Annotated in this window: 17 protein-coding genes; 4 read left to right on the top strand and 13 right to left on the bottom strand. The window is 69.9% G+C overall.

Annotation, left to right across the window (positions count from 1 at the left end; genetic code table 11):
• Positions 1-29: 29 nt before the first annotated feature.
• From rplL to ABZ267_RS22535, 3 genes are all read left to right on the top strand, one after another.
• Positions 30-413: a 50S ribosomal protein L7/L12 gene (gene rplL, locus ABZ267_RS22525; protein WP_356747783.1), complete on the top strand. Its 384-nt coding sequence runs from the start codon at positions 30-32 to the stop codon at positions 411-413.
• Positions 414-1,032: 619 nt separating this feature from the next.
• The gene (gene rpoB / locus ABZ267_RS22530) at positions 1,033-4,518 is read left to right on the top strand and encodes a DNA-directed RNA polymerase subunit beta (RefSeq protein WP_356747785.1); all 3,486 of its coding nucleotides are present in this window, start codon (positions 1,033-1,035) and stop codon (positions 4,516-4,518) included.
• Positions 4,519-4,648: 130 nt separating this feature from the next.
• Positions 4,649-8,548: a DNA-directed RNA polymerase subunit beta' gene (locus tag ABZ267_RS22535; RefSeq protein WP_356747787.1), complete on the top strand. Its 3,900-nt coding sequence runs from the start codon at positions 4,649-4,651 to the stop codon at positions 8,546-8,548.
• An 81-nt stretch (positions 8,549-8,629) separates the two neighbouring features.
• Here the strand turns inward: ABZ267_RS22535 and ABZ267_RS22540 are convergent, their stop codons facing one another.
• The 11 genes from ABZ267_RS22540 to ABZ267_RS22590 all read right to left on the bottom strand — a co-directional run bounded on the left by ABZ267_RS22540 (position 8,630) and on the right by ABZ267_RS22590 (position 19,289).
• Positions 8,630-8,890: a hypothetical protein gene (locus tag ABZ267_RS22540; RefSeq protein ID WP_356747789.1), complete on the bottom strand. Its 261-nt coding sequence runs from the start codon at positions 8,888-8,890 to the stop codon at positions 8,630-8,632.
• Positions 8,887-9,114 carry a hypothetical protein gene (locus ABZ267_RS22545; protein ID WP_356747791.1) on the bottom strand — a complete coding sequence of 76 codons (228 nt, stop codon included), beginning with the start codon at positions 9,112-9,114 and terminating at the stop codon, positions 8,887-8,889. Before ABZ267_RS22545 ends, ABZ267_RS22540 begins: the two co-directional genes overlap by 4 nt.
• Before the next feature lie 20 nt (positions 9,115-9,134).
• Positions 9,135-10,097 carry a peptidoglycan-binding protein gene (locus ABZ267_RS22550; protein ID WP_356747793.1) on the bottom strand — a complete coding sequence of 321 codons (963 nt, stop codon included), beginning with the start codon at positions 10,095-10,097 and terminating at the stop codon, positions 9,135-9,137.
• Positions 10,098-10,210: 113 nt separating this feature from the next.
• Complete coding sequence (locus tag ABZ267_RS22555) at positions 10,211-11,671, bottom strand: phage tail protein (RefSeq protein WP_356747795.1); 1,461 nt, start codon at positions 11,669-11,671, stop codon at positions 10,211-10,213.
• A 422-nt stretch (positions 11,672-12,093) separates the two neighbouring features.
• Positions 12,094-12,807, bottom strand: coding sequence for a hypothetical protein (locus ABZ267_RS22560; protein ID WP_356747797.1), 714 nt, complete (start codon positions 12,805-12,807; stop codon positions 12,094-12,096).
• A gap of 3 nt (positions 12,808-12,810) precedes the next feature.
• Entirely contained in the window at positions 12,811-13,923 is a 1,113-nt protein-coding gene (locus ABZ267_RS22565; RefSeq protein WP_356747799.1) for a hypothetical protein, read from the bottom strand.
• An 8-nt stretch (positions 13,924-13,931) separates the two neighbouring features.
• Positions 13,932-15,134 carry a hypothetical protein gene (locus ABZ267_RS22570; RefSeq protein WP_356747801.1) on the bottom strand — a complete coding sequence of 401 codons (1,203 nt, stop codon included), beginning with the start codon at positions 15,132-15,134 and terminating at the stop codon, positions 13,932-13,934.
• Positions 15,135-15,189: 55 nt separating this feature from the next.
• A complete protein-coding gene (locus ABZ267_RS22575) occupies positions 15,190-16,155 on the bottom strand; it encodes a phage tail protein (RefSeq protein ID WP_356747803.1) in 966 nt (321 codons plus the stop codon).
• Between the two features lie 42 nt (positions 16,156-16,197).
• A complete protein-coding gene (locus tag ABZ267_RS22580) occupies positions 16,198-17,487 on the bottom strand; it encodes a tape-measure protein (protein ID WP_356747805.1) in 1,290 nt (429 codons plus the stop codon).
• On the bottom strand, positions 17,484-18,683 hold the full coding sequence (locus tag ABZ267_RS22585) for a phage tail protein (RefSeq protein WP_356747807.1): 1,200 nt from the start codon (positions 18,681-18,683) through the stop codon (positions 17,484-17,486). Before ABZ267_RS22585 ends, ABZ267_RS22580 begins: the two co-directional genes overlap by 4 nt.
• Positions 18,684-18,734: 51 nt before the next feature.
• Entirely contained in the window at positions 18,735-19,289 is a 555-nt protein-coding gene (locus ABZ267_RS22590) for a hypothetical protein (protein WP_356747808.1), read from the bottom strand.
• Between the two features lie 62 nt (positions 19,290-19,351).
• On the opposite strand from ABZ267_RS22590, the gene ABZ267_RS22595 reads away from it, so the two are divergent.
• On the top strand, positions 19,352-19,744 hold the full coding sequence (locus ABZ267_RS22595; protein WP_356747885.1) for a DUF3592 domain-containing protein: 393 nt from the start codon (positions 19,352-19,354) through the stop codon (positions 19,742-19,744).
• Between the two features lie 19 nt (positions 19,745-19,763).
• Here the strand turns inward: ABZ267_RS22595 and ABZ267_RS22600 are convergent, their stop codons facing one another.
• Together ABZ267_RS22600 and ABZ267_RS22605 are read right to left on the bottom strand one after the other, a co-directional pair.
• Entirely contained in the window at positions 19,764-20,102 is a 339-nt protein-coding gene (locus tag ABZ267_RS22600) for a hypothetical protein (protein ID WP_356747810.1), read from the bottom strand.
• Positions 20,103-20,167: 65 nt separating this feature from the next.
• Entirely contained in the window at positions 20,168-20,458 is a 291-nt protein-coding gene (locus ABZ267_RS22605; protein WP_356747812.1) for a hypothetical protein, read from the bottom strand.
• Positions 20,459-20,613 lie beyond the last annotated feature (155 nt).

Raw genomic sequence — 20,613 nt, forward strand, 5'->3', positions numbered from 1 at the left:
ACCTGCCGAATAGTGGAAGGACGCCTGTCATGGCGAAGCTGTCCCAGGACGACCTGCTCGCGCAGTTCGAAGAGATGACCCTCATCGAGCTCTCCGAGTTCGTGAAGGCCTTCGAGGAGAAGTTCGACGTCACCGCCGCCGCGGCCGTCGCCGTCGCCGGTCCGGCCGGCCCGGGCGCCGTTGCCGAGGCCGCTGAGGAGCAGGACGAGTTCGACGTCATCCTCACCGGCGCCGGCGAGAAGAAGATCCAGGTCATCAAGACCGTGCGCGAGCTGACCTCGCTGGGTCTCAAGGAGGCCAAGGACCTCGTCGACGGCACCCCGAAGCCGGTCCTCGAGAAGGTCGCCAAGGAGGTCGCCGAGAAGGCTGCCGAGTCCCTCAAGGCCGCCGGCGCTTCCGTCGAGGTCAAGTAACACCCCGGGAGCCTCGCGGCTCCCTGGGCGCGTCATGCGCCTGCACGAAGGGCGATCACCCATCCGGGTGGTCGCCCTTCGTCGTACCCGTGGCGGCTGCCTTGAACTTCCGCCGGTGGCGAGTAGGGTGATCTTCGCCGTGCGCCTCCCGCAGGTCACCCAGGAGCTTCCTGAGGGCTTCCCGGGAGCGGCCTGAGCGGACCTCCGGGGACCCGTACGGACCGGTGGGCCTTGACGAACGGCACGAGGCGCGCAATTCTCAGGACGCGTCATCACTTCGATCCGTATCCGAGGCATGGATCGAGAGTGAAGAGGGCAGTAAAGAAGAGCGCACCCCGCGCGAGGGCCTGAACACATAGGTAGTTGAGAACAGCTGTTGAGAGCAACGTGGGTCTCTGAGAACCCCGACTGGACATCAGTGTGCCGCTTGGCTACACTGACCCTTTGCGCTGCCTGTTAGCTGCCTCCTGCCCGTCACCAGGGGCATGCCCGCACTTGAGCATCGATGACCGACCTTCACTGAGCTGGCCTTTCCGGCCCGCTCAAGGTGGTGTGTCTCGGCGTCCAAGGTGGGACCGGTACGCGCGTAGTGAGTCCGAGCCCTCGGAAGGACCCCCTCTTGGCCGCCTCGCGCAACGCCTCGACCGCGAATACGAACAACGGTGCCAGCACCGCCCCGCTGCGCATCTCTTTTGCAAAGATCAAGGAGCCCCTCGAGGTTCCGAACCTCCTCGCGCTGCAGACCGAGAGCTTTGACTGGCTCCTCGGTAACGCCGCCTGGAAGGCTCGCGTCGAGGCTGCTCTGGACAGTGGACAAGACGTCCCCACCAAGTCCGGCCTGGAGGAGATCTTCGAGGAGATCTCACCGATCGAGGACTTCTCCGGGTCGATGTCGCTCACATTCCGCGACCACCGCTTCGAGCCCCCGAAGAACTCGATCGACGAGTGCAAGGAGCGCGACTTCACGTTCGCCGCGCCGCTCTTCGTCACGGCCGAGTTCACCAACAACGAGACCGGCGAGATCAAGTCCCAGACGGTCTTCATGGGCGACTTCCCGCTCATGACCAACAAGGGCACCTTCGTCATCAACGGCACCGAGCGTGTCGTCGTGTCGCAGCTGGTCCGTTCGCCGGGTGTCTACTTCGACTCCTCCATCGACAAGACGTCCGACAAGGACATCTTCTCCGCCAAGATCATTCCGTCCCGGGGTGCCTGGCTGGAGATGGAGATCGACAAGCGCGACATGGTCGGTGTCCGCATCGACCGCAAGCGCAAGCAGTCCGTCACCGTCCTCCTCAAGGCGCTCGGCTGGACGACCGAGCAGATCCTGGAGGAGTTCGGCGAGTACGAGTCGATGCGCGCCACCCTGGAGAAGGACCACACCCAGGGCCAGGACGACGCGCTGCTCGACATCTACCGCAAGCTGCGCCCGGGCGAGCCGCCCACGCGCGAGGCCGCTCAGACGCTGCTCGAGAACCTCTACTTCAACCCGAAGCGCTACGACCTCGCGAAGGTCGGCCGCTACAAGGTGAACAAGAAGCTCGGCGCCGATGAGCCGCTGGACGCCGGCGTGCTCACCACCGACGACGTCATCGCGACCATCAAGTACCTGGTCAAGCTGCACGCCGGTGAGACCGAGACGATCGGTGAGTCGGGCCGGGAGATCGTCGTCGAGACCGACGACATCGACCACTTCGGCAACCGTCGCCTCCGCAACGTCGGCGAGCTCATCCAGAACCAGGTCCGTACGGGCCTGGCGCGGATGGAGCGCGTCGTGCGTGAGCGCATGACGACCCAGGACGTCGAGGCGATCACGCCGCAGACCCTGATCAACATCCGGCCGGTCGTCGCCTCCATCAAGGAGTTCTTCGGCACCAGCCAGCTGTCGCAGTTCATGGACCAGAACAACCCGCTGTCGGGTCTCACCCACAAGCGCCGTCTGTCGGCTCTTGGCCCGGGTGGTCTCTCCCGTGAGCGGGCCGGCTTCGAGGTCCGTGACGTGCACCCGTCCCACTACGGGCGCATGTGTCCGATCGAGACTCCGGAAGGCCCGAACATCGGCCTGATCGGTTCGCTCGCCTCGTACGGCCGCGTCAACGCGTTCGGCTTCATCGAGACGCCGTACCGCAAGGTCGTCGACGGCCAGGTCACCGACGACGTCGACTACATCACGGCCGACGAGGAGGACCGCTTCGTCATCGCCCAGGCGAACGCGATCCTCAGCGACGAGCTGCGCTTCACCGAGCCGCGCGTCCTGGTCCGCCGCCGTGGCGGAGAGGTCGACTACGTGCCCGGCACGGACGTCGACTACATGGACGTCTCGCCGCGCCAGATGGTGTCCGTCGCCACCGCGATGATCCCGTTCCTGGAGCACGACGACGCCAACCGTGCCCTCATGGGCGCGAACATGATGCGCCAGGCGGTGCCGCTCATCAAGTCCGAGGCGCCGCTCGTCGGCACCGGCATGGAGTACCGCTGCGCCACCGACGCCGGTGACGTGCTCAAGGCCGAGAAGGACGGTGTGGTCCAGGAGGTCTCCGCGGACTACATCACCGTCACGAACGACGACGGCACGTACACCACGTACCGCATCGCCAAGTTCATGCGCTCCAACCAGGGCACCTCGGTCAACCAGAAGGTCGTCGTCTCCGAGGGCGACCGGATCGTGGCCGACCAGGTGCTGGCCGACGGCCCGGCCACCGAGAACGGTGAGATGGCCCTCGGCAAGAACCTCCTCGTGGCGTTCATGCCGTGGGAGGGTCACAACTACGAGGACGCGATCATCCTGTCGCAGCGCCTCGTGCAGGACGACGTCCTCTCCTCGATCCACATCGAGGAGCACGAGGTCGACGCCCGTGACACGAAGCTCGGCCCCGAGGAGATCACCCGGGACATCCCGAACGTCTCCGAAGAGGTCCTCGCCGACCTCGACGAGCGCGGCATCATCCGGATCGGTGCCGAGGTCGTCGCCGGTGACATCCTCGTCGGCAAGGTCACGCCCAAGGGTGAGACCGAGCTGACGCCCGAGGAGCGCCTGCTCCGCGCGATCTTCGGTGAGAAGGCGCGCGAGGTGCGCGACACCTCGCTGAAGGTGCCGCACGGTGAGATCGGCAAGGTCATCGGCGTCCGCGTCTTCGACCGCGAAGAGGGCGACGAGCTGCCGCCGGGCGTGAACCAGCTGGTCCGCGTCTACGTCGCGCAGAAGCGCAAGATCACCGACGGTGACAAGCTCGCCGGCCGTCACGGCAACAAGGGCGTCATCTCGAAGATCCTGCCGATCGAGGACATGCCGTTCCTGGAGGACGGCACCCCGGTCGACATCATCCTCAACCCGCTGGGTGTCCCGTCCCGAATGAACCCGGGACAGGTCCTGGAGATCCACCTCGGCTGGCTCGCCAGCCGCGGCTGGGACGTCTCCGGCCTCGGTGACGAGTGGGCCAAGCGCCTGCAGTCCATCGGCGCCGACCAGGTCGCCCCCGGCACCAACGTCGCCACGCCCGTCTTCGACGGTGCGCGCGAGGACGAGATCTCCGGTCTCTTCGAGGCCACGATCCCCAACCGCGACGGCGACCGCCTGGTCCAGCCCTCCGGCAAGGCCAAGCTGTTCGACGGCCGCTCCGGCGAGCCGTTCCCGGACCCGGTCTCGGTCGGGTTCATGTACATCCTCAAGCTCCACCACCTGGTCGACGACAAGCTGCACGCGCGTTCGACCGGCCCGTACTCCATGATCACCCAGCAGCCGCTGGGTGGTAAGGCGCAGTTCGGTGGACAGCGCTTCGGTGAGATGGAGGTGTGGGCGCTGGAGGCATACGGCGCCGCGTACGCCCTCCAGGAGCTGCTGACGATCAAGTCCGACGACGTGACCGGCCGCGTGAAGGTCTACGAGGCCATCGTCAAGGGCGAGAACATCCCCGAGCCGGGCATCCCTGAGTCCTTCAAGGTGCTCATCAAGGAAATGCAGTCGCTCTGCCTCAACGTGGAGGTGCTCTCCTCGGACGGCATGTCCATCGAGATGCGCGACACGGACGAGGACGTCTTCCGCGCAGCGGAGGAGCTCGGTATCGACCTGTCCCGGCGAGAGCCGAGCAGCGTCGAAGAGGTCTGACGGGTTCGCCGGCCGGATCCCCGTGATCCGGCCGGCTCTCCCCGGACCCGTTCAGACCATTGCTGAAGTGCCCCGATTTCTCGCTTCCGAGCGAGGGGGCTCGAACCCCCGAAAGAGGGATTGACGACAAGTGCTCGACGTCAACTTCTTCGACGAGCTGCGGATCGGCCTTGCCACCGCGGACGACATCCGGACCTGGTCCCACGGCGAAGTGAAGAAGCCGGAGACCATCAACTACCGCACGCTCAAGCCCGAGAAGGACGGACTCTTCTGCGAGAAGATCTTCGGTCCGACCCGGGACTGGGAGTGCTACTGCGGCAAGTACAAGCGTGTCCGCTTCAAGGGCATCATCTGTGAGCGCTGCGGCGTCGAGGTCACTCGCGCCAAGGTGCGTCGTGAGCGGATGGGCCACATCGAGCTGGCCGCTCCCGTCACCCACATCTGGTACTTCAAGGGCGTCCCGTCGCGCCTCGGCTACCTGCTGGACCTCGCGCCGAAGGACCTGGAAAAGGTCATCTACTTCGCCGCGTACATGATCACGTTCGTGGACGAGGAGCGTCGTACCCGCGACCTGCCGTCCCTGGAGGCGCACGTCTCCGTCGAGCGTCAGCAGACCGAGAACCGCCGCGACTCCGACCTGGAGGCCCGCGCCAAGAAGCTCGAGACCGACCTGGCCGAGCTGGAGGCCGAGGGCGCCAAGGCCGACGTACGCCGCAAGGTGCGCGAAGGTGCCGAGCGCGAGATGAAGCAGCTGCGCGACCGTGCGCAGCGCGAGATCGACCGCCTCGACGAGGTGTGGAGCCGCTTCAAGAACCTCAAGGTCCAGGACCTGGAGGGCGACGAGCTGCTCTACCGCGAGCTGCGTGACCGCTTCGGCACGTACTTCGACGGCTGCATGGGCGCCGCCGCGCTGCAGAAGCGCCTGGAGTCCTTCGACCTCGACGAGGAGGCCGAGCGCCTCCGCGAGATCATCCGTACCGGCAAGGGCCAGAAGAAGACCCGTGCGCTCAAGCGCCTCAAGGTCGTCTCCGCGTTCCTGCAGACCAGCAACAAGCCCAAGGGCATGGTGCTCGACTGCGTGCCGGTCATCCCGCCGGACCTGCGTCCGATGGTGCAGCTGGACGGTGGCCGCTTCGCGACCTCCGACCTGAACGACCTGTACCGCCGCGTGATCAACCGCAACAACCGCCTGAAGCGCCTTCTCGACCTCGGTGCGCCCGAGATCATCGTGAACAACGAGAAGCGCATGCTCCAGGAGGCCGTCGACGCGCTCTTCGACAACGGCCGTCGCGGCCGCCCGGTCACGGGCCCCGGCAACCGTCCGCTGAAGTCGCTCTCCGACATGCTCAAGGGCAAGCAGGGACGCTTCCGTCAGAACCTCCTCGGCAAGCGTGTGGACTACTCCGCGCGTTCCGTGATCGTCGTCGGTCCGCAGCTCAAGCTGCACCAGTGCGGTCTGCCGAAGGCGATGGCGCTGGAGCTCTTCAAGCCGTTCGTGATGAAGCGCCTGGTGGACCTGAACCACGCGCAGAACATCAAGTCGGCCAAGCGCATGGTCGAGCGTGGCCGCACCGTCGTGTACGACGTCCTCGAAGAGGTCATCGCCGAGCACCCGGTGCTGCTGAACCGTGCGCCCACCCTGCACCGCCTCGGCATCCAGGCCTTCGAGCCGCAGCTGGTCGAGGGCAAGGCCATCCAGATCCACCCGCTCGTCTGCACCGCGTTCAACGCGGACTTCGACGGTGACCAGATGGCCGTGCACCTGCCGCTCTCCGCGGAGGCGCAGGCCGAGGCCCGCATCCTGATGCTGTCCTCGAACAACATCCTGAAGCCGGCCGACGGTCGTCCCGTCACCATGCCGACCCAGGACATGGTGCTGGGCCTGTTCTTCCTCACCACCGACGGTGAGCTCCGTGACACCAAGGGCGAGGGCCGCGCGTTCGGCTCCACGGCCGAGGCGATCATGGCGTTCGACGCCGGCGAGCTGGCGCTCCAGTCGTCCGTCGACATCCGCTTCCCGGTCGGCACCATGCCGCCGCGTGGCTGGGTGCCGCCGGTCGCCGAGGAGGGCGAGCCGGAGTACCAGCCGGGCGACACCTTCCGGCTGCGGACGAGTCTGGGCCGCGCGCTCTTCAACGAGCTGCTGCCCGAGGACTACCCGTTCGTCGACTACTCGGTGGGCAAGAAGCAGCTCTCCGAGATCGTCAACGACCTGGCCGAGCGCTACCCCAAGGTCATCGTGGCGGCGACGCTCGACAACCTGAAGGCGGCGGGCTTCCACTGGGCCACCCGTTCCGGCGTGACCGTCTCCGTGGCGGACATCGTCGTCCCCGAGGCCAAGAAGGCCATCGTCAAGGGGTACGAGGAGCAGGACGAGAAGGTCCAGAAGCAGTACGAGCGCGGTCTGATCACCAAGGACGAGCGCACGCAGGAGCTCATCGCGATCTGGACCAAGGCGACCAACGAGGTTGCCGAGGCGATGAACGCGAACTTCCCCAAGACCAACCCCATCTTCATGATGGTTGACTCGGGTGCCCGAGGAAACATGATGCAGATGCGGCAGATCGCCGGTATGCGTGGTCTGGTGTCGAACGCGAAGAACGAGACCATCCCGCGTCCGATCAAGGCGTCCTTCCGTGAGGGCCTCACCGTTCTGGAGTACTTCATCTCCACGCACGGTGCCCGTAAGGGTCTGGCGGACACCGCCCTGCGTACCGCCGACTCGGGTTACCTGACCCGTCGTCTGGTGGACGTCTCGCAGGACGTGATCATCCGCGAGGAGGACTGCGGCACCGACCGCGGCCTGAAGCTGAAGATCGCCGTCAAGGGTGCCGACGGTGTGCTCCGCAAGACGGAGGACGTCGAGACCTCGGTCTACGCCCGCATGCTCGCCGAGGACGTCGTGGTGGACGGCAAGGTCATCGCGCCTGCCAACGTCGACCTCGGTGACGTCCTGATCGACGCCCTGGTGGGCGCCGGCGTCGAGGAGGTCAAGACCCGCTCGGTCCTGACCTGTGAGTCCGCGGTCGGCACCTGTGCCTTCTGCTACGGACGCTCGCTCGCCACCGGCAAGCTGGTCGACATCGGTGAGGCGGTCGGCATCATCGCCGCCCAGTCCATCGGTGAGCCCGGCACCCAGCTGACGATGCGTACCTTCCACACCGGTGGTGTGGCCGGTGACGACATCACCCAGGGTCTGCCCCGAGTCGTCGAGCTCTTCGAAGCCCGTACGCCGAAGGGTGTCGCCCCGATCTCCGAGGCCAAGGGCCGCGTGCGGATCGAGGAGACCGAGAAGACCAAGAAGCTCGTCGTCACCCCGGACGACGGCAGCGACGAGACGGCGTTCCCGATCTCGAAGCGTGCCCGTCTGCTCGTGGGCGAGGGCGACGCGGTCGAGGTGGGCCAGAAGCTCACCGTGGGTGCCACCAACCCGCACGACGTGCTGCGCATCCTCGGCCAGCGTGCGGTCCAGGTCCACCTGGTCGGCGAAGTCCAGAGGGTCTACAACTCGCAGGGCGTGTCGATCCACGACAAGCACATCGAGATCATCATCCGGCAGATGCTCCGCCGCGTGACGATCATCGAGTCCGGCGACGCGGAGCTGCTTCCGGGCGAGCTGGTCGAGCGGTCGAAGTTCGAGACCGAGAACCGTCGTGTGGTCACCGAAGGCGGTCACCCCGCCTCCGGCCGTCCGCAGCTGATGGGTATCACCAAGGCCTCGCTGGCGACGGAGTCCTGGCTGTCGGCCGCCTCCTTCCAGGAGACGACCCGAGTGCTGACGGACGCGGCGATCAACGCCAAGTCCGACAGCCTCATCGGCCTCAAGGAGAACGTCATCATCGGTAAGCTCATCCCGGCCGGTACGGGTCTCTCCCGCTACCGCAACATCCGGGTCGAGCCGACCGAGGAGGCCAAGGCCGCGATGTACTCGGCCGTCGGCTACGACGACATCGACTACTCGCCGTTCGGCACCGGCTCCGGCCAGGCCGTTCCGCTGGAGGACTACGACTACGGTCCGTACAACCAGTAAGCGAGTCGCTTGACGCCTGAGGGCGGTCATCCCGTACGTGACGGGGTGGCCGCCCTTCGGCGTGTGGCGGGGCCGGCCGGTTCAGCGGAGCGTCTCCCACAGGGCGATGGCGAACCCGGCCGTCGCGGTGAGCGCGGCGATGCTCGCCAGCGGCCAGCGGGATCGTTCCAGCAGGTCGAGGCGGGCCTCGTGGTCGGCGAGCTGTTTGTCGGTCTGGTCGCTGCGCTGGACCAGCAGGGCCAGCTGCCCGTCGGCGCGGGCGAAGCCGGCCTCCAGGCTGCCGCGCATCCGCTCCAGTTCCAGGGCGACGGCCACGGGGTTGTTCGGGTCGGTATCGGTCATGGGCGGCTCTCCGGCGGCTCGGTGCGCAGCCAGCGCGGCAGCAGGGCCTGGACGCCCGGCACGGCCATCACCCGGGTCACCGCTCCCGCGACGGCCAGGGCCCCGGCGACCCGGGGCAGGGTCGCGGGGACGCCGGACGCGTCCACGAGTGCGGGCAGGAGCACGGCAAGGGCGAGGGCCGTCTGCAGGACGGTACGGGCGGTACGCCGGGCGGCGTCGGACATGGCAGGTTCCTCACTCTCTCTTACGGCACCTTCGTGGTGTACGGGACCTTCAGCGCGTTCCAGGACGTGCGGCCGGGCCGGCCGTCGGCGTCCGCGCCGCGGAAGCCGAGCTTGCGCTGCCAGGCGGCGTACGAGCGCCGGTCGGCCTCGGTCCAGCGCGGGCCGGGCCCGACGGCGTACGCTCCACAGCCCTCGGCGGCCAGCCGGCGGCCCATGGCGGTGATGACGGCGGAGCTGGTGCGGGCGGTGAAGAAGGAGGCGCCGGGGAAGGGCTGGTGGCGGGGGGTGGCGGGTTTTTGCGGCTTCGAGGGCTGTGCGGGCTGCGTGGGCTTCGATGGGGCGGCCGGTTTCGGTGGCTTCGTGGCGGCCGCGGCCAGGCGGGTCGTGATGCGGGTGCGCATCGACGGCATGGTGAAGCCGCGCGGGTCGATCTTGGCGGCCGACCACTCCACGTGGCCGATGACCGAGCGGGCGCTCCAGCCGTGGGCCCGGCAGAGGGCCGCCGAGGTGCGTTCGATCGCCTCCAGCTGGGCGGCGGGCCAGGGGTCCCTGCCGTCGCCGAGGTTGACGCACTCGAACCCGTAGAAGCGGGCGTTGCCGTCGGCGGCGCCCGCGCTGCCGTCGTGGGCGCGCGGGGCGGGCGGGCGGTCGCCGTAGTCCTCCGCGACGACGCGCCGGAGCACGGCCGGGTCGCCGCCGCCCGCGTGGTTGGCGCGGCCGGCCGAGATCAGGTGGACGGTGCCCGCCTTGTCGATGACGCCGTGGCAGAGCGGGCCGGGCAGGGCGGCGTAGCCGTCGCGGCAGAGGGCGACGGAGGCGCCGCTTCCGCTGCTCACGGTGTGGTGGATCATCACCCCGTTCACGGGGCCCCAGGCGCCCTTGTGGTTGCGGTGGTGGGTGCGCCAGCCCGGGTGCTCGACGACGGTGACGCCTTCGGCGTGCAGCGCGGCGAGCAGCCGGTCGGCGGTGAGTGGTGTGGCCACGGGGCGGTCCTTCCGGTGTACGGGAGTGGATACGGGGTTGCGTACGGGGGCAGGCACGGCGGAGCCCCGTACCGGAAGGGCTTGTCCGGTACGGGGCTCGGGGTGCGGGCGGGTCAGACGGCGAGCGCTGCCCAGATCGCGTTGGAGTCGGCGACGACGGTGCTCGGCGTGAAGTTGCCGGGCAGCGAGGTCTGGCCGGTGGTGCTGAGGCGGCCGTGCCGGATGAAGTGGTTCGGCATCCGGGCGCTGCCGCCCGGGGTCTGGCCCACGCTGGCGCCGCGCAGGAAGGCGGGGCCGTTGCTGGCGGGGTTCGGGCCGTTGACCAGCAGCGCCACCCAGTAGTTGCCCGGGGCGGCGGTGTACTGGGCGGTGAGCGGGCAGACGACGGTGCGGCCCTCGGTCGCGGTGAACAGGGTGTTCAGGGCGGCGGTCACGCCGACACGGGCTCCGGCGCTCGTGTAGAGGCCGGCGAAGGAGGCGGCGCCCAGGGTGTTGCCGACGTAGCCGGGGACGTAGAAGGCGATGTTCTTCACGATCGTCTGCGCGTGGAGCGGGACGCCGATCAGGTAGACCCAGCCGTTGATGCAGTACTGCGCGCTGGTGGCGGAGCCGCAGGCCGGGTCGAAGGCCCAGCCGGCGAACCCGACGGCGGACGGGGACCAGCTGCCGGCCGAGGAGACCGCGTCCACGTAGCCGCGACGGGTGAGCTGGTCGTCGGTGGTCGGGGTGGCGGTGGTGAGCGGCGGAGCGACGAAGGTCTTCGTGCCCTGGACGGTCTGGTTGCCGGTGAGCAGGACGGCGTCGCCGCTCGCCACGGCCGAGACGTCGGTGGCGTTCAGGACGACCGCGCCGGTGCGGCCGTTGACCGAGGTGACGGGAGAACCGTCGATGGCCAGATAACGGGCGTCTCCGGCCGCCTGGGAGAGGGCGCCGACATCGGTGGCGGCGAGGGTCACGTTGCCGGTCCTGCCGTTGACCGAGGCCACGGCGCCGCCGCCGGCCGGGAGCTGGGCGGCCGGGACCAGGCCGTCGGCGCCGAGGGTGGCGACTCCGCCGGCGGCGCCGGCCCGGGTGGCGTCCACGGCGGAGACGTCGGCAGCGGTGAGCACGATGTCCGCGTCGGTCTTCCCGTTGACGGAGTGCACGGCTCCGGCGGGGCCGGCGGGTCCCTGCGGGCCGAGTTCGCCGGGCGGTCCTGCCGGGCCCGGTACGGCGACGTACTGCGGGTTGGCCGGGTCGGCCGGAGCGATGTCGGCCAGGTCCACGGTGGGGTGGTCGGCGCTCAGCACGATCTGGTAACTGCGGGCGGTGCGGCCGAGGCCGGAGAGCCGTTCGGTGACGGTGTACGTCCACACGGCGGGGTTCCAGCCCGGCGCGTCGGTGGCCGGCAGCACGACGTGGAGGCGGCCCTCGGAGTCGAGGGTGGCGCGGGTGGGGCCGCCCAGGAAGAGGTCCTCCTCGGCGTGGGTGAGCAGGGCGGGCGGCCGGAAGTCGACGGTGCCGCTCATGGGGCGGCCGTCGGGGGTGAGGTAGCGGGCGGTGACGGTGACGGTGGGGATGGACTGGGGCAGCATGGGGCTCCTTGGTTGGGTTGCGCCCAGCCCGTCCGGCGTTGGGGGCGGGTCGCCACCCTCAGCCCGTCCGGCGTTCGAGGACGGAAGGCTGGGGGTGGGGAGGGGGGCGGCTGCGGGTGGGCGGATGTGAGTGCGGGCTCGTCCCCCGCAGGGGTTCCGTCCTCAAGCGCCGGACGGGCTGGAAATCGGCTCGCCGGCCGGGGAAGGTGCGGGGCCACCCCGCGAGGGTTCCGTCCTCAAACGCCGGACGGGCTGGAGGTGGCGCCGGACGGGCTGGAGGTGGCGTCGGGGTGGGCTGGAGGTGGTGGCGGGTGGGCTGGAGGTGGCGCCGGACGGGCTGGAGGTGGCGCCGGACGGGCTGGAGTGGGCCCGCCGTACGCGCTGAAATGGCGCGGCGGGCCGGGAAAGGGTGGAACGGGCCCCTACGACTCCAGGCCGTACAGGGTCAGTGGTTGGCAGCGGAGTGTGGTGCCGGAGGTCGTGACCCTGGCCTGGATCTCGAACGTCACCGTCGCCCCGTACTCCGCCCCCATCCGCTCTGTCAGCACCAGCCCCGCCCCCGGCCCGCCCACCGGGCCCAGCTGGACGCCGTCCACCAGCAGCCGGACCTCGCCCGGCGCGCCCTCGGCGGCGATCTCGCAGTGCAGCCGGGGGTGCTGGACGAGGCCGGGGCCCCGGTGGAGCGTGGTCCAGGTGGTGGCGCCGGTGGACTCCCAGCGGGCGCGGTCGACCGGGGCCGGCAGGGCGAAGGGGAGGTACGGGCGGGCCAGACCGCCTCGTACGGTGTCGTCGGCCAGGACCACGTTGCCCCGCCGGTCCAGGATCCGTACCGGCTGCACCGCCTGCGGGTCCGGCGCACCGGTCCAGACCGTCAGCGCCAGGGAGCCGTCGTCGCGGCGGACGACCAGCCCCTGCTGCGGGGTCTCCTCGTCGCGGTCGGGCGCGACCCGGCCGAGGTAGAGGAGGTCCTGGTCGCCCGCCGTACGCACCCGCAGCCGGCCGCGCTCACCGATGACCACCTCGCCGCCCGCGATGCTGTTCAGCGCCGGCGTGGTGTTCGCGCTGCCCATCAACTCCCTGACCTGGCGCTCCAGTGCGCGGATGCGGTCGAGCAGATCGGTGGGGATGATCGCCACGGGTCACACTCCTTCCAGGTAGAGGACGGCGGTCTCCTGCTTGGCGCGCTGCGGCGGGGTGACCGCCATCCCGACGATCCGGTAGTGCGCGTCCAGCCCTTCGTGGTGCCACAGGTCGTGGATGCGGAGCCGGATGCGGGCGCCGATCAGCGCCGGCGTGATCGGTCCGTCCAGCCGTACGGTCAGTTCCGGGATGACCTCGGGCCGCCGCTGCCGGGCCAGTTCGGCGCGGGCCAGCGAGCGCAGGGTCGCCGCGTCGGCGACCCCGCCGTGGTCGGAGGTCAGCTCCAGCCGGGGCCGGCCCTGCGCGAACTCCTCGGGCAGCTCCTCGGAGACCGTCAGCGGTTCGGACTCCTGCGACTGGTCGGTGTTGGCCGACTCGCCCCGGGCCACCCAGACGTTCGCCTGCACGGTCGAGTCGGTGGGCAGGCTGTAGGTGAGGACGGGACCGGGATGGTCCAGTACGAGATCGTTGTGGCCGGTGCGGATCTGCGGGTGGCCGAGCTGGAGCCGCTTGACGCGGTTGCCCTCGGCATCCCGGTAGCAGTGGATGCGCCACTCGAAGCCGTCGTTCAACTGGCCCGTCTTGTCGAGGAGTTCGCGGATACGGGTGAGCGCCGAGTAGGCGTGGGCGTAGTCGCGTACGATCCCGGACCGCTCATGGCCGAGGCTGATCCCGATGTCCCCGCCCGGCTGCTCCTGGGCGTGGGCGACCAGGAGCCTGGCGATGTCGAACTGGTCCAGCCCGGTGCCGGCCAGGTCCTGGCTCAGGATGCGGTGGTCCAGGTAGGAGTCGAAGGTACCGGCCTGGAACTGCACGGTGAGCCGGCCCTGTTCGTCCGAGGCCGGCGTACAGGTCCACAGCACCCCGCCCCACCAGATGTCCCCGTCCCGCTCCAGCCAGACCGCCGTGCGGCCGGGCAGCAGCGCCTCCCGGGCCCGCGCCGCGAGCGCCCCCTGCGGAAGCGGGACGGTGGCGGAGAGGGAGCCCGGCTTGCCGATGAAGTCGTCGAACTTGGCCTCCGTCAGGGGCAGGACGTCCAGCAGCCGGTCGGTGCGCAGATCGCAGAAGAGGGCCCGGTAGACGGGTTCGGTGAAGGAGGAGGTACGGATCATCTGCCGCCTCACAGGACCGGGTCGACACGGATGAAGCGGTTGTCGTACCAGCCCCGGCTGGTGGTCGCGGACGTGCAGTAGGCGGAGACCGCCGTGTAGGCGGCACCGGCCTGGAGCCCGGTGACCCGAAACGTCGTCGACACCGAGACCGACGACTTGGTGCCGACCTGGGCCGTACGCCGCTCGTCGGCGGGGACGACCAGCACACCGTCCTTGCGGATGTTGGCGCTCATCCGGGCCCACTGGCCCTCCACCGCGGTGCTCCCCAGGAAGCCCACGGTCACGAGGACCGCGCCGGAGACCGGTGCGGTGAACGCGGCGGTGATGGTGGGGCCGACCGTGTCGGTCACCGCCTCGACCCAGGTGGTGCTGGCGCAGTAGCCGCCGTCGGTGTTCTCGGCCCAGGCGGAGGCCGGGACGGCGGGCCGCCACACGGTGCCGTCCCAGCGCTCGAGCCGCCCGCCCTCGTCGCGGTACTGCCCGGTGTACTCGCCCCGGGCGAGCGCGCCCTGCGGGGCGACGCCGCCGGTCTGGCGCGGGTAGGCGGCCCAGCGGGTGCCGTCCCAGCGCTGCAGCTCCCGGCTGGTGTCGCGGTACTGGCCGACGTAACCGCCGGGCACGTCGCGGTTCCAGGACTCCGGCAGGATGCCGCCGACGGCCACGGTGGGCACGCGCAGGTCGTACACGGCGTTGGCCCAGTCGATGCCGCCGGTGCCGACGGAGGCGCCGGCCGGGACCAGGACCCGGGCGAGCGGGAGGGAGGCCTCCGGGACGAGCGGCGGCTCGGGGGAGCTCTTCGCCTCGCCCTTGACGACCTCCAGAGTGGCTTCCGTACTGCTGCTCCCGCTGTCGAACTGGGCGTCGCGGACCCGCAGGACCACCAGGTCGATCCGCGGGTTGGCGGCGTCGCCGTCGTCGAAGCCGACGTCGGTGTAGTCGGTGAGCACGACCGGGTAGGCGCCGGCCCGGCCCTGGCCCTGGATCACGGCCCGGCCCGGCACGACGGTGGCCCGCATCCCGGCGGTCTCGCCGTACACGTAGAGCCCGGACATCAGGTAGGTGCCGTTCTCGGCGCCGGGGATCACTCCGCCGGCGCTGGTCAGCGGGCCGGTCGGGGCCATCGTCCCGAGCGGGGAGAGGCGGGTGTCGGCGCGGGACTGGCCGGATTCGGTCTCGGTGCGGTTGATCAGCCAGGCGCTGCGTACGGGCATGGGGTCCTCCTGGGAACAAGACGGATGAGGTGGTCGTGGTGGGCCGGAGCGGGCCTCACCAGTGGGCGTCGCGCCACCGGACGGTGACGGAGGCCTCCGGGTCCGGGGTGGTGTCGTTGGAGCGGAACGCCAGCTCGGTGGCGCCCGGCGCCAGGCCGAACAGCTGCTCGGGCGCGGAGGCGGAGGTGGCGGTGTAGAGGCGGGACGCGGTCCCGTTGAGCAGGACGGTCCCGGCCTCGGTGTCGACGCTCAGCACGTCCTGCGGGCCGAGCACGATGTCGTACTGGAGCTGCCGGCCGTCGGTGAGCCGGGTCAGGGTCGGGCGCCGGACCGGCCCCCGGAACTCGATCAGCGGATGGGCCGTCGCCGAGCCCGCGTTGACGGCGGTGCAGGAGCCGGAGGCGTTGGTGCCGGTCCCGGTCGCGTCCGCGACGCCCCAGTCCAGCGGCCACCGCAGGCCGAGCCCTTCCTCCGCCGCCTCCTCGGGCCAGAGCAGCCCCGGCTCGGGGACCGGCAGACGGGCGCGGGACTCCAGGAGCACGGCGCCGAAGCGGCGAGGATCGGTGGCCGTCCACTGCAGGCTGGTCTTCGAGGCGCCGTGCACCATGAAGGACCGGTCCTGCGGTACGACCTTCCGGCTGATCCGGGCCCGTACGGCCAGGGTCTCCCCGTGCAGCCGTACGGCCAGCCAGTCCTCGGCACCGTCCGCCCCGGTCGCGTCCCGGAACGCGGCGGACACGGCCAGGGCCTCGCGGGTGGTGCGCGGCAGCAGCCAGACGGTCGCCCCGACGAGCCGGGACTGCGCCCACTGCGCGCCGGGCCAGGCGCCGTGCCGGTCGGGACGGGAGACATCGCCGCTGTCCAGCGTCGGCAGGTCGTCCCAGCCGGTGATGCCGGTGCGGTCGATCTCGTACGGGGTACCGGGGCCCATCAGCAGTCCGGCCCACTGGATCTGCCCGTCGCGGGTGATCAGTGAGCCGGGTGCGGTCTCGTACGCGTATGTGGTGGTGGTCTCGGCCATGAGGGGCCGTCACCTCGCTTCAGTCGTGGGGCGGATGGGGGCTCATGCCGCCGCCCCGTGCAGGAACAGCAGGTCGGAGGCGATGGCGAGCGGGACGCCGCGCCCGGCCGCGTGGTACGTGTGCAGCCGAGCCCGCTCCGGCGAGCCGGCGGCCCGGTCCGGCCGCGGGCCCGTCTCGGCCGGACGCAGCCGGCTCAGTGCGGAGAGCGGCTGGACGGAGGCGGCGCCTCGGCCGCCGGGACCGGCGGGCTGGACGACTCCGCCCTCGGCGAGCTGCGGGATCTTGGACAGGTTCACGCCGAACTTCTTGCCGAGGAGGGAGAAGCTCAGCTTGTTGAGGCCGTCGATGACCCAGTTGGCGAAGGAGACCAGCGCCTTGACCGGCCCGGTGACGGCCGCCATGACGCCCTGCATCCCGGTGGAGACGAAGTCACCCATGCCGTGCAGGGTGCGCGTGGTGGCGTCCCTGACCCGGGTGAACATGGCCGGGATGCGCTGGGTGATCCAGTGCAGAGTGGGCTGGATCATCCGCCGGAAGCCGTTCCAGGCTCCGCTGACCAGCCCGGTCACCGCCCGGGTCGCCGAACCGACGGCCGTACGGGTGCCGTTGAAGCCGGCGGACAGAGCGGCGCCGGTCCCCTTGAGCACCGCGGTGACGATCGTGCGTACGGCGGTGAACTGCGCGGAGACCACCTTGGCGTACGCCTGCACGACCGGCCCGAGGAACTTCCCGATGGTCCGGAAGACCGCCAGGACCTGGTCGAAGACCTGTTTCATGATCTTCTGGCCGGTCTGTGAGCTGAGCGCGTACTCGATCAGGAAGCCCGCGAGCGGCACGATCAGACCGAGGACGAACCCGAACGGATTGGCTCGCATCGCCACGTTGACGGCCATCACCGCACCGCCGGCGACGGTGAGCGCCCCGCCGAAGAAGCCCATCAGCCCGGAGACCGTACCGGTGCCCTTGCCCAGGATCCCGGCCACGCCTCCGAAGGCGGTGGAGCCGGTGGAGAGGGAGCCGAGCGGTGCGGAGGCGGTCCGGGCCCCGCCGCTGCCGGTACGGAGTCGGGTCGCCGTGGTCCCGGCGGTGCGGCCGGTTCTGGCGACCGCCTTCCCGGCCGCGTCCGCACCGGTCCGCAGCTGCCGCAGCGCCGGGTCGGCGGAGGCGGCGCCGCTCCGGATCCCGTCGGCGGCGGTCCCGGCCCGGCCGATGTCCCGCACGGCGTTGCGGACGGACGTGCCGGCCGCGCCGAGCTGAGTGCGGAAGGCGGAGAGCGGACCGGCCACACCGCCGAGCGGGTCGGCGCCCGTCCTGATCGCCGCCGTACTCATCCGCGCGCCTTGGAGAGGAACAGCAGAGCGGTGGCGGTCTCCTGGAGGTCGGCGGAGGACGCCTCGTAGTAGTGCTCGATCTGGAAGCCGGCGACGGCACCGGTCGTGGCGTTGTACGAGTCGGCCCGGGAGCGGCGGGCGGTGTGGCGCAGCAGCCGGTCCAGTTTGGAGAGCGGCAGGACGGCCTCGGCCTCACCGGCCTCCGCGACGATGGCGTGCACGCCTCCGTTGCGCGGCTGCACGATGCCGCCGGCCGCGAGCTGCGGGATCTTCGGCAGGCTGATGCCGAAGCTCTTGCCGCCGACGCCGGGGACCCAGCCGGGGATGGAGACCTTGATGCGGTTGAGCTTGTCGATCGCGGAGTTGATGAGCCGGATCACCGCGTTGACCGGCCCCTTCACCGCCCCCGTGATCCGTCCGAAGGCCCGGCCCGCGATGTCTTTCAGCCCGCCCCAGACGGCGGAGAGCCGCTCCCTGACCCGGCTGAAGGCCTGCGGGACGGTGTTGCGAATCCAGTTGACGACCGGGGTGATGACCTTCCGGATTCCGTTCCAGACACTGGAGATGACGCTCCGGATGGCGTTCATCACCGTCGTGATGAGCTTGCGCCAGGCGTTGAAGTAGGTCGTGATGACGGTGGCGACGGCCTTGATGACCACGGTGACGGCCTTCTTGATGCCGTTCCAGACCGTCTTCATCAGGGCGCCGGCCTTGGTCATGATCGGCCCGACGGCCTTCATGACGGTACTGATGACCTTCCTGATCGCGTCGAAGGCGACCTTGAGCACCTTCTGCAGGGTCTTGGAACGGGCCGCCATGTCGACGACCCGCTCGATGAGCGGCGCGAGCAGCGAGAGCAGCTGCCCGACGATGTTCCCGCGCATCGACTTGTTGAGGCCGTTCATGCCCTTGGACGCCTTGTCTGCGCCGGACTTGAACGTCCCGATCTGCGTACCGCTCTTCTGCCCGGTGGTCCCGGCCTTGGCGAGCGACCGCTCGGCCTTGTCGGCGGCGCGCTGCAGGGTGGTCAGCTCGCGGGCGGAGGTCTGGGCGGAGGCGCGGATCTTCGAGATTTGTTGTTCGCCGGCTCTGGCGGGCCCCTGCAGACTTCCGGCGGCGCGGCCGGCGCTGTTCAGGGACGAGTTGAAGCCCTTCAGCGTGGTAGAGGCTCGCCCGAGCGATCGGACCAGAGACATGTCACTCCTTCACGGCGGTTCTTGAGGGGACGTCCGGCTCCGAGGGCCGGATCACTCGCCGACAGCGCCGCGCAAGGCCGTTGCCTGCGCGACGACCGAACGAAGGGCGGCCTCGGCGGCCACCGCTTCGCGCGTGGCCGTGCGGAGCGATGCGGTCGGTGGCGGTGGGCCTGCGGGGCCGACGGGGCCCCGGGGACCAGCCGCGCCGACGGGTCCGCGCGGGCCCGGCTGTCCGCGCGGACCGAGGCGACCCCGGGCGCCCCGCTCGCCGCGTTGCCCTCGGCGGCCGTCAGGGCCGCGGTTCCCGCGCGGCCCTGCGGGACCCGTGCCCTGAGCATCTGCCGGCAGCCTGGTGAGAACACCCCAGTCGTTGTGCCCGATGCGGAGTTTCTCTTCCATCAGCTTCTGCAGATTGAAGATCGAGGGAAGCGTCAGGTCGATGAAAGTGAATGCCGCGGCCAAGGCCACGATTTCCATCTTCAGTCCGGTGTGACTGCTGGAGATCGCGGTGATTTCTTTCTTTATCTCAGCGTACTCGTGGTCGAGTACCTCCACCTTCTTTGCGTCATCTTCGAGAGTCTTGACTCTCTCCTCGATCGATGCCATAGTTCCTCATTTCCATCCTGGAAGAATTTCTCCGACCGTCCTTGGGGTTCTCTTTGCTCGCGGTGAGAATTATCCTTTTTGTGCTGCTTTTGGCTTCTTCATTGGTCCTGGTGACCAACTTCTATGCCCTGCGAAAGGCAACAACGCTCGAACGGGCGGGAGCTAGGGCCGATGGAGAGTGCGTCAGCCACTATTGGCCCCAGGGCGGATATATAGGAGTCGTCTGCTCCTATTCGGTGGACGGCGGTGAGGAGCTGACTATCCGCTCCTCACGATATTCGACCGCCCCAGCTGAAATAGGCGACCCGGTCGAGGTGATGTACCGTCCCGGCGAGCCGCAGCGCGCGATGCTTGCTTTCGAGGTGAAAAACCGCGTGGGGTTCGACGCTGCTCTGTCCTGTGTCATGGGTGTGCTGTGGGCGGGGGCCGTCACAGGGCTTCTCCTCACCGTCTGACGCGGTTGGGCGGTCCTTCTCAGGCGAAGAAGCGCAGAAGTTCGGTCCGGCTCGGCGCCTGGGCGGGGCCGGGCTCCCCGTCCGGCGTTTCCTCGGGTTCCGTACGGTCTCCCGGCCTCGGCACCGGCACCGGAGCCTCCGGCGGTTCGCTGTCCTCGTCGGTGTTGACCGAGGCGAACATCCAGTTGGCGGCGGCGAGATGGTCCACCGCCGCGGCCAGCAGGTAGTCGCTCACGGTCCACTCCGCGCCGTCCCCGTCCAGTTCGCGGGAGACGGCGCTGTCGCGTGGCATGTGCTTGACCAGCACCGCGAGCCGGCGGGAGGTCAGCCGGCCGCGGTGCCAGTCCAGCAGGTCCACGCCGTAGTGCCGCAGCAGGTCGGCTTCGAGGGCCTCGGCGTGTTCGGTGACGAACGCGTCGAGGCTCAGCCTTCCCCCAGGCCGAGCCCGGTCTCCTTGCCGTACGCCTCCAGCAGCGCGGCGATGTCCTGCATGGTGATCTCGTGGCGCTCGAAGCGGCCGAACTGCTCCTCGCCGAGCAGGAGCCGCAGCAGCCCGTCCACGTCGTTGTCGTCCAGCGAACGCAGCGCGGCGGCGGTGGCGCGGGTCAGCTCGGTGGGCAGTTCGAAGGTGTCGCCGTCCAGGTCGAAGGACCAGGTGCGGCCGAGCGCCTCCAGGCGCTGGGCGCGCGCCGCGTTCACGTCGAAGGAAGCCATGCGGTGTCTCCGTTTCAGGTGCGGGTTTCGGATGCGGGGGAGGGGCCGGGGGGGGGGGGGGGGGGGGGGGGCGCCCCCCCGCCCGCCGGTGGGGGGGAAATGGGGGCGGGGACGAGGGGCACGACGGAAGAAGGGGAGTGTGGTGAAAATGAGAG

Origin of the sequence: Streptomyces sp. NPDC006174 (assembly GCF_040614075.1) — a bacterium.
Taxonomy (GTDB): Bacteria; Actinomycetota; Actinomycetes; order Streptomycetales; family Streptomycetaceae; genus Streptomyces.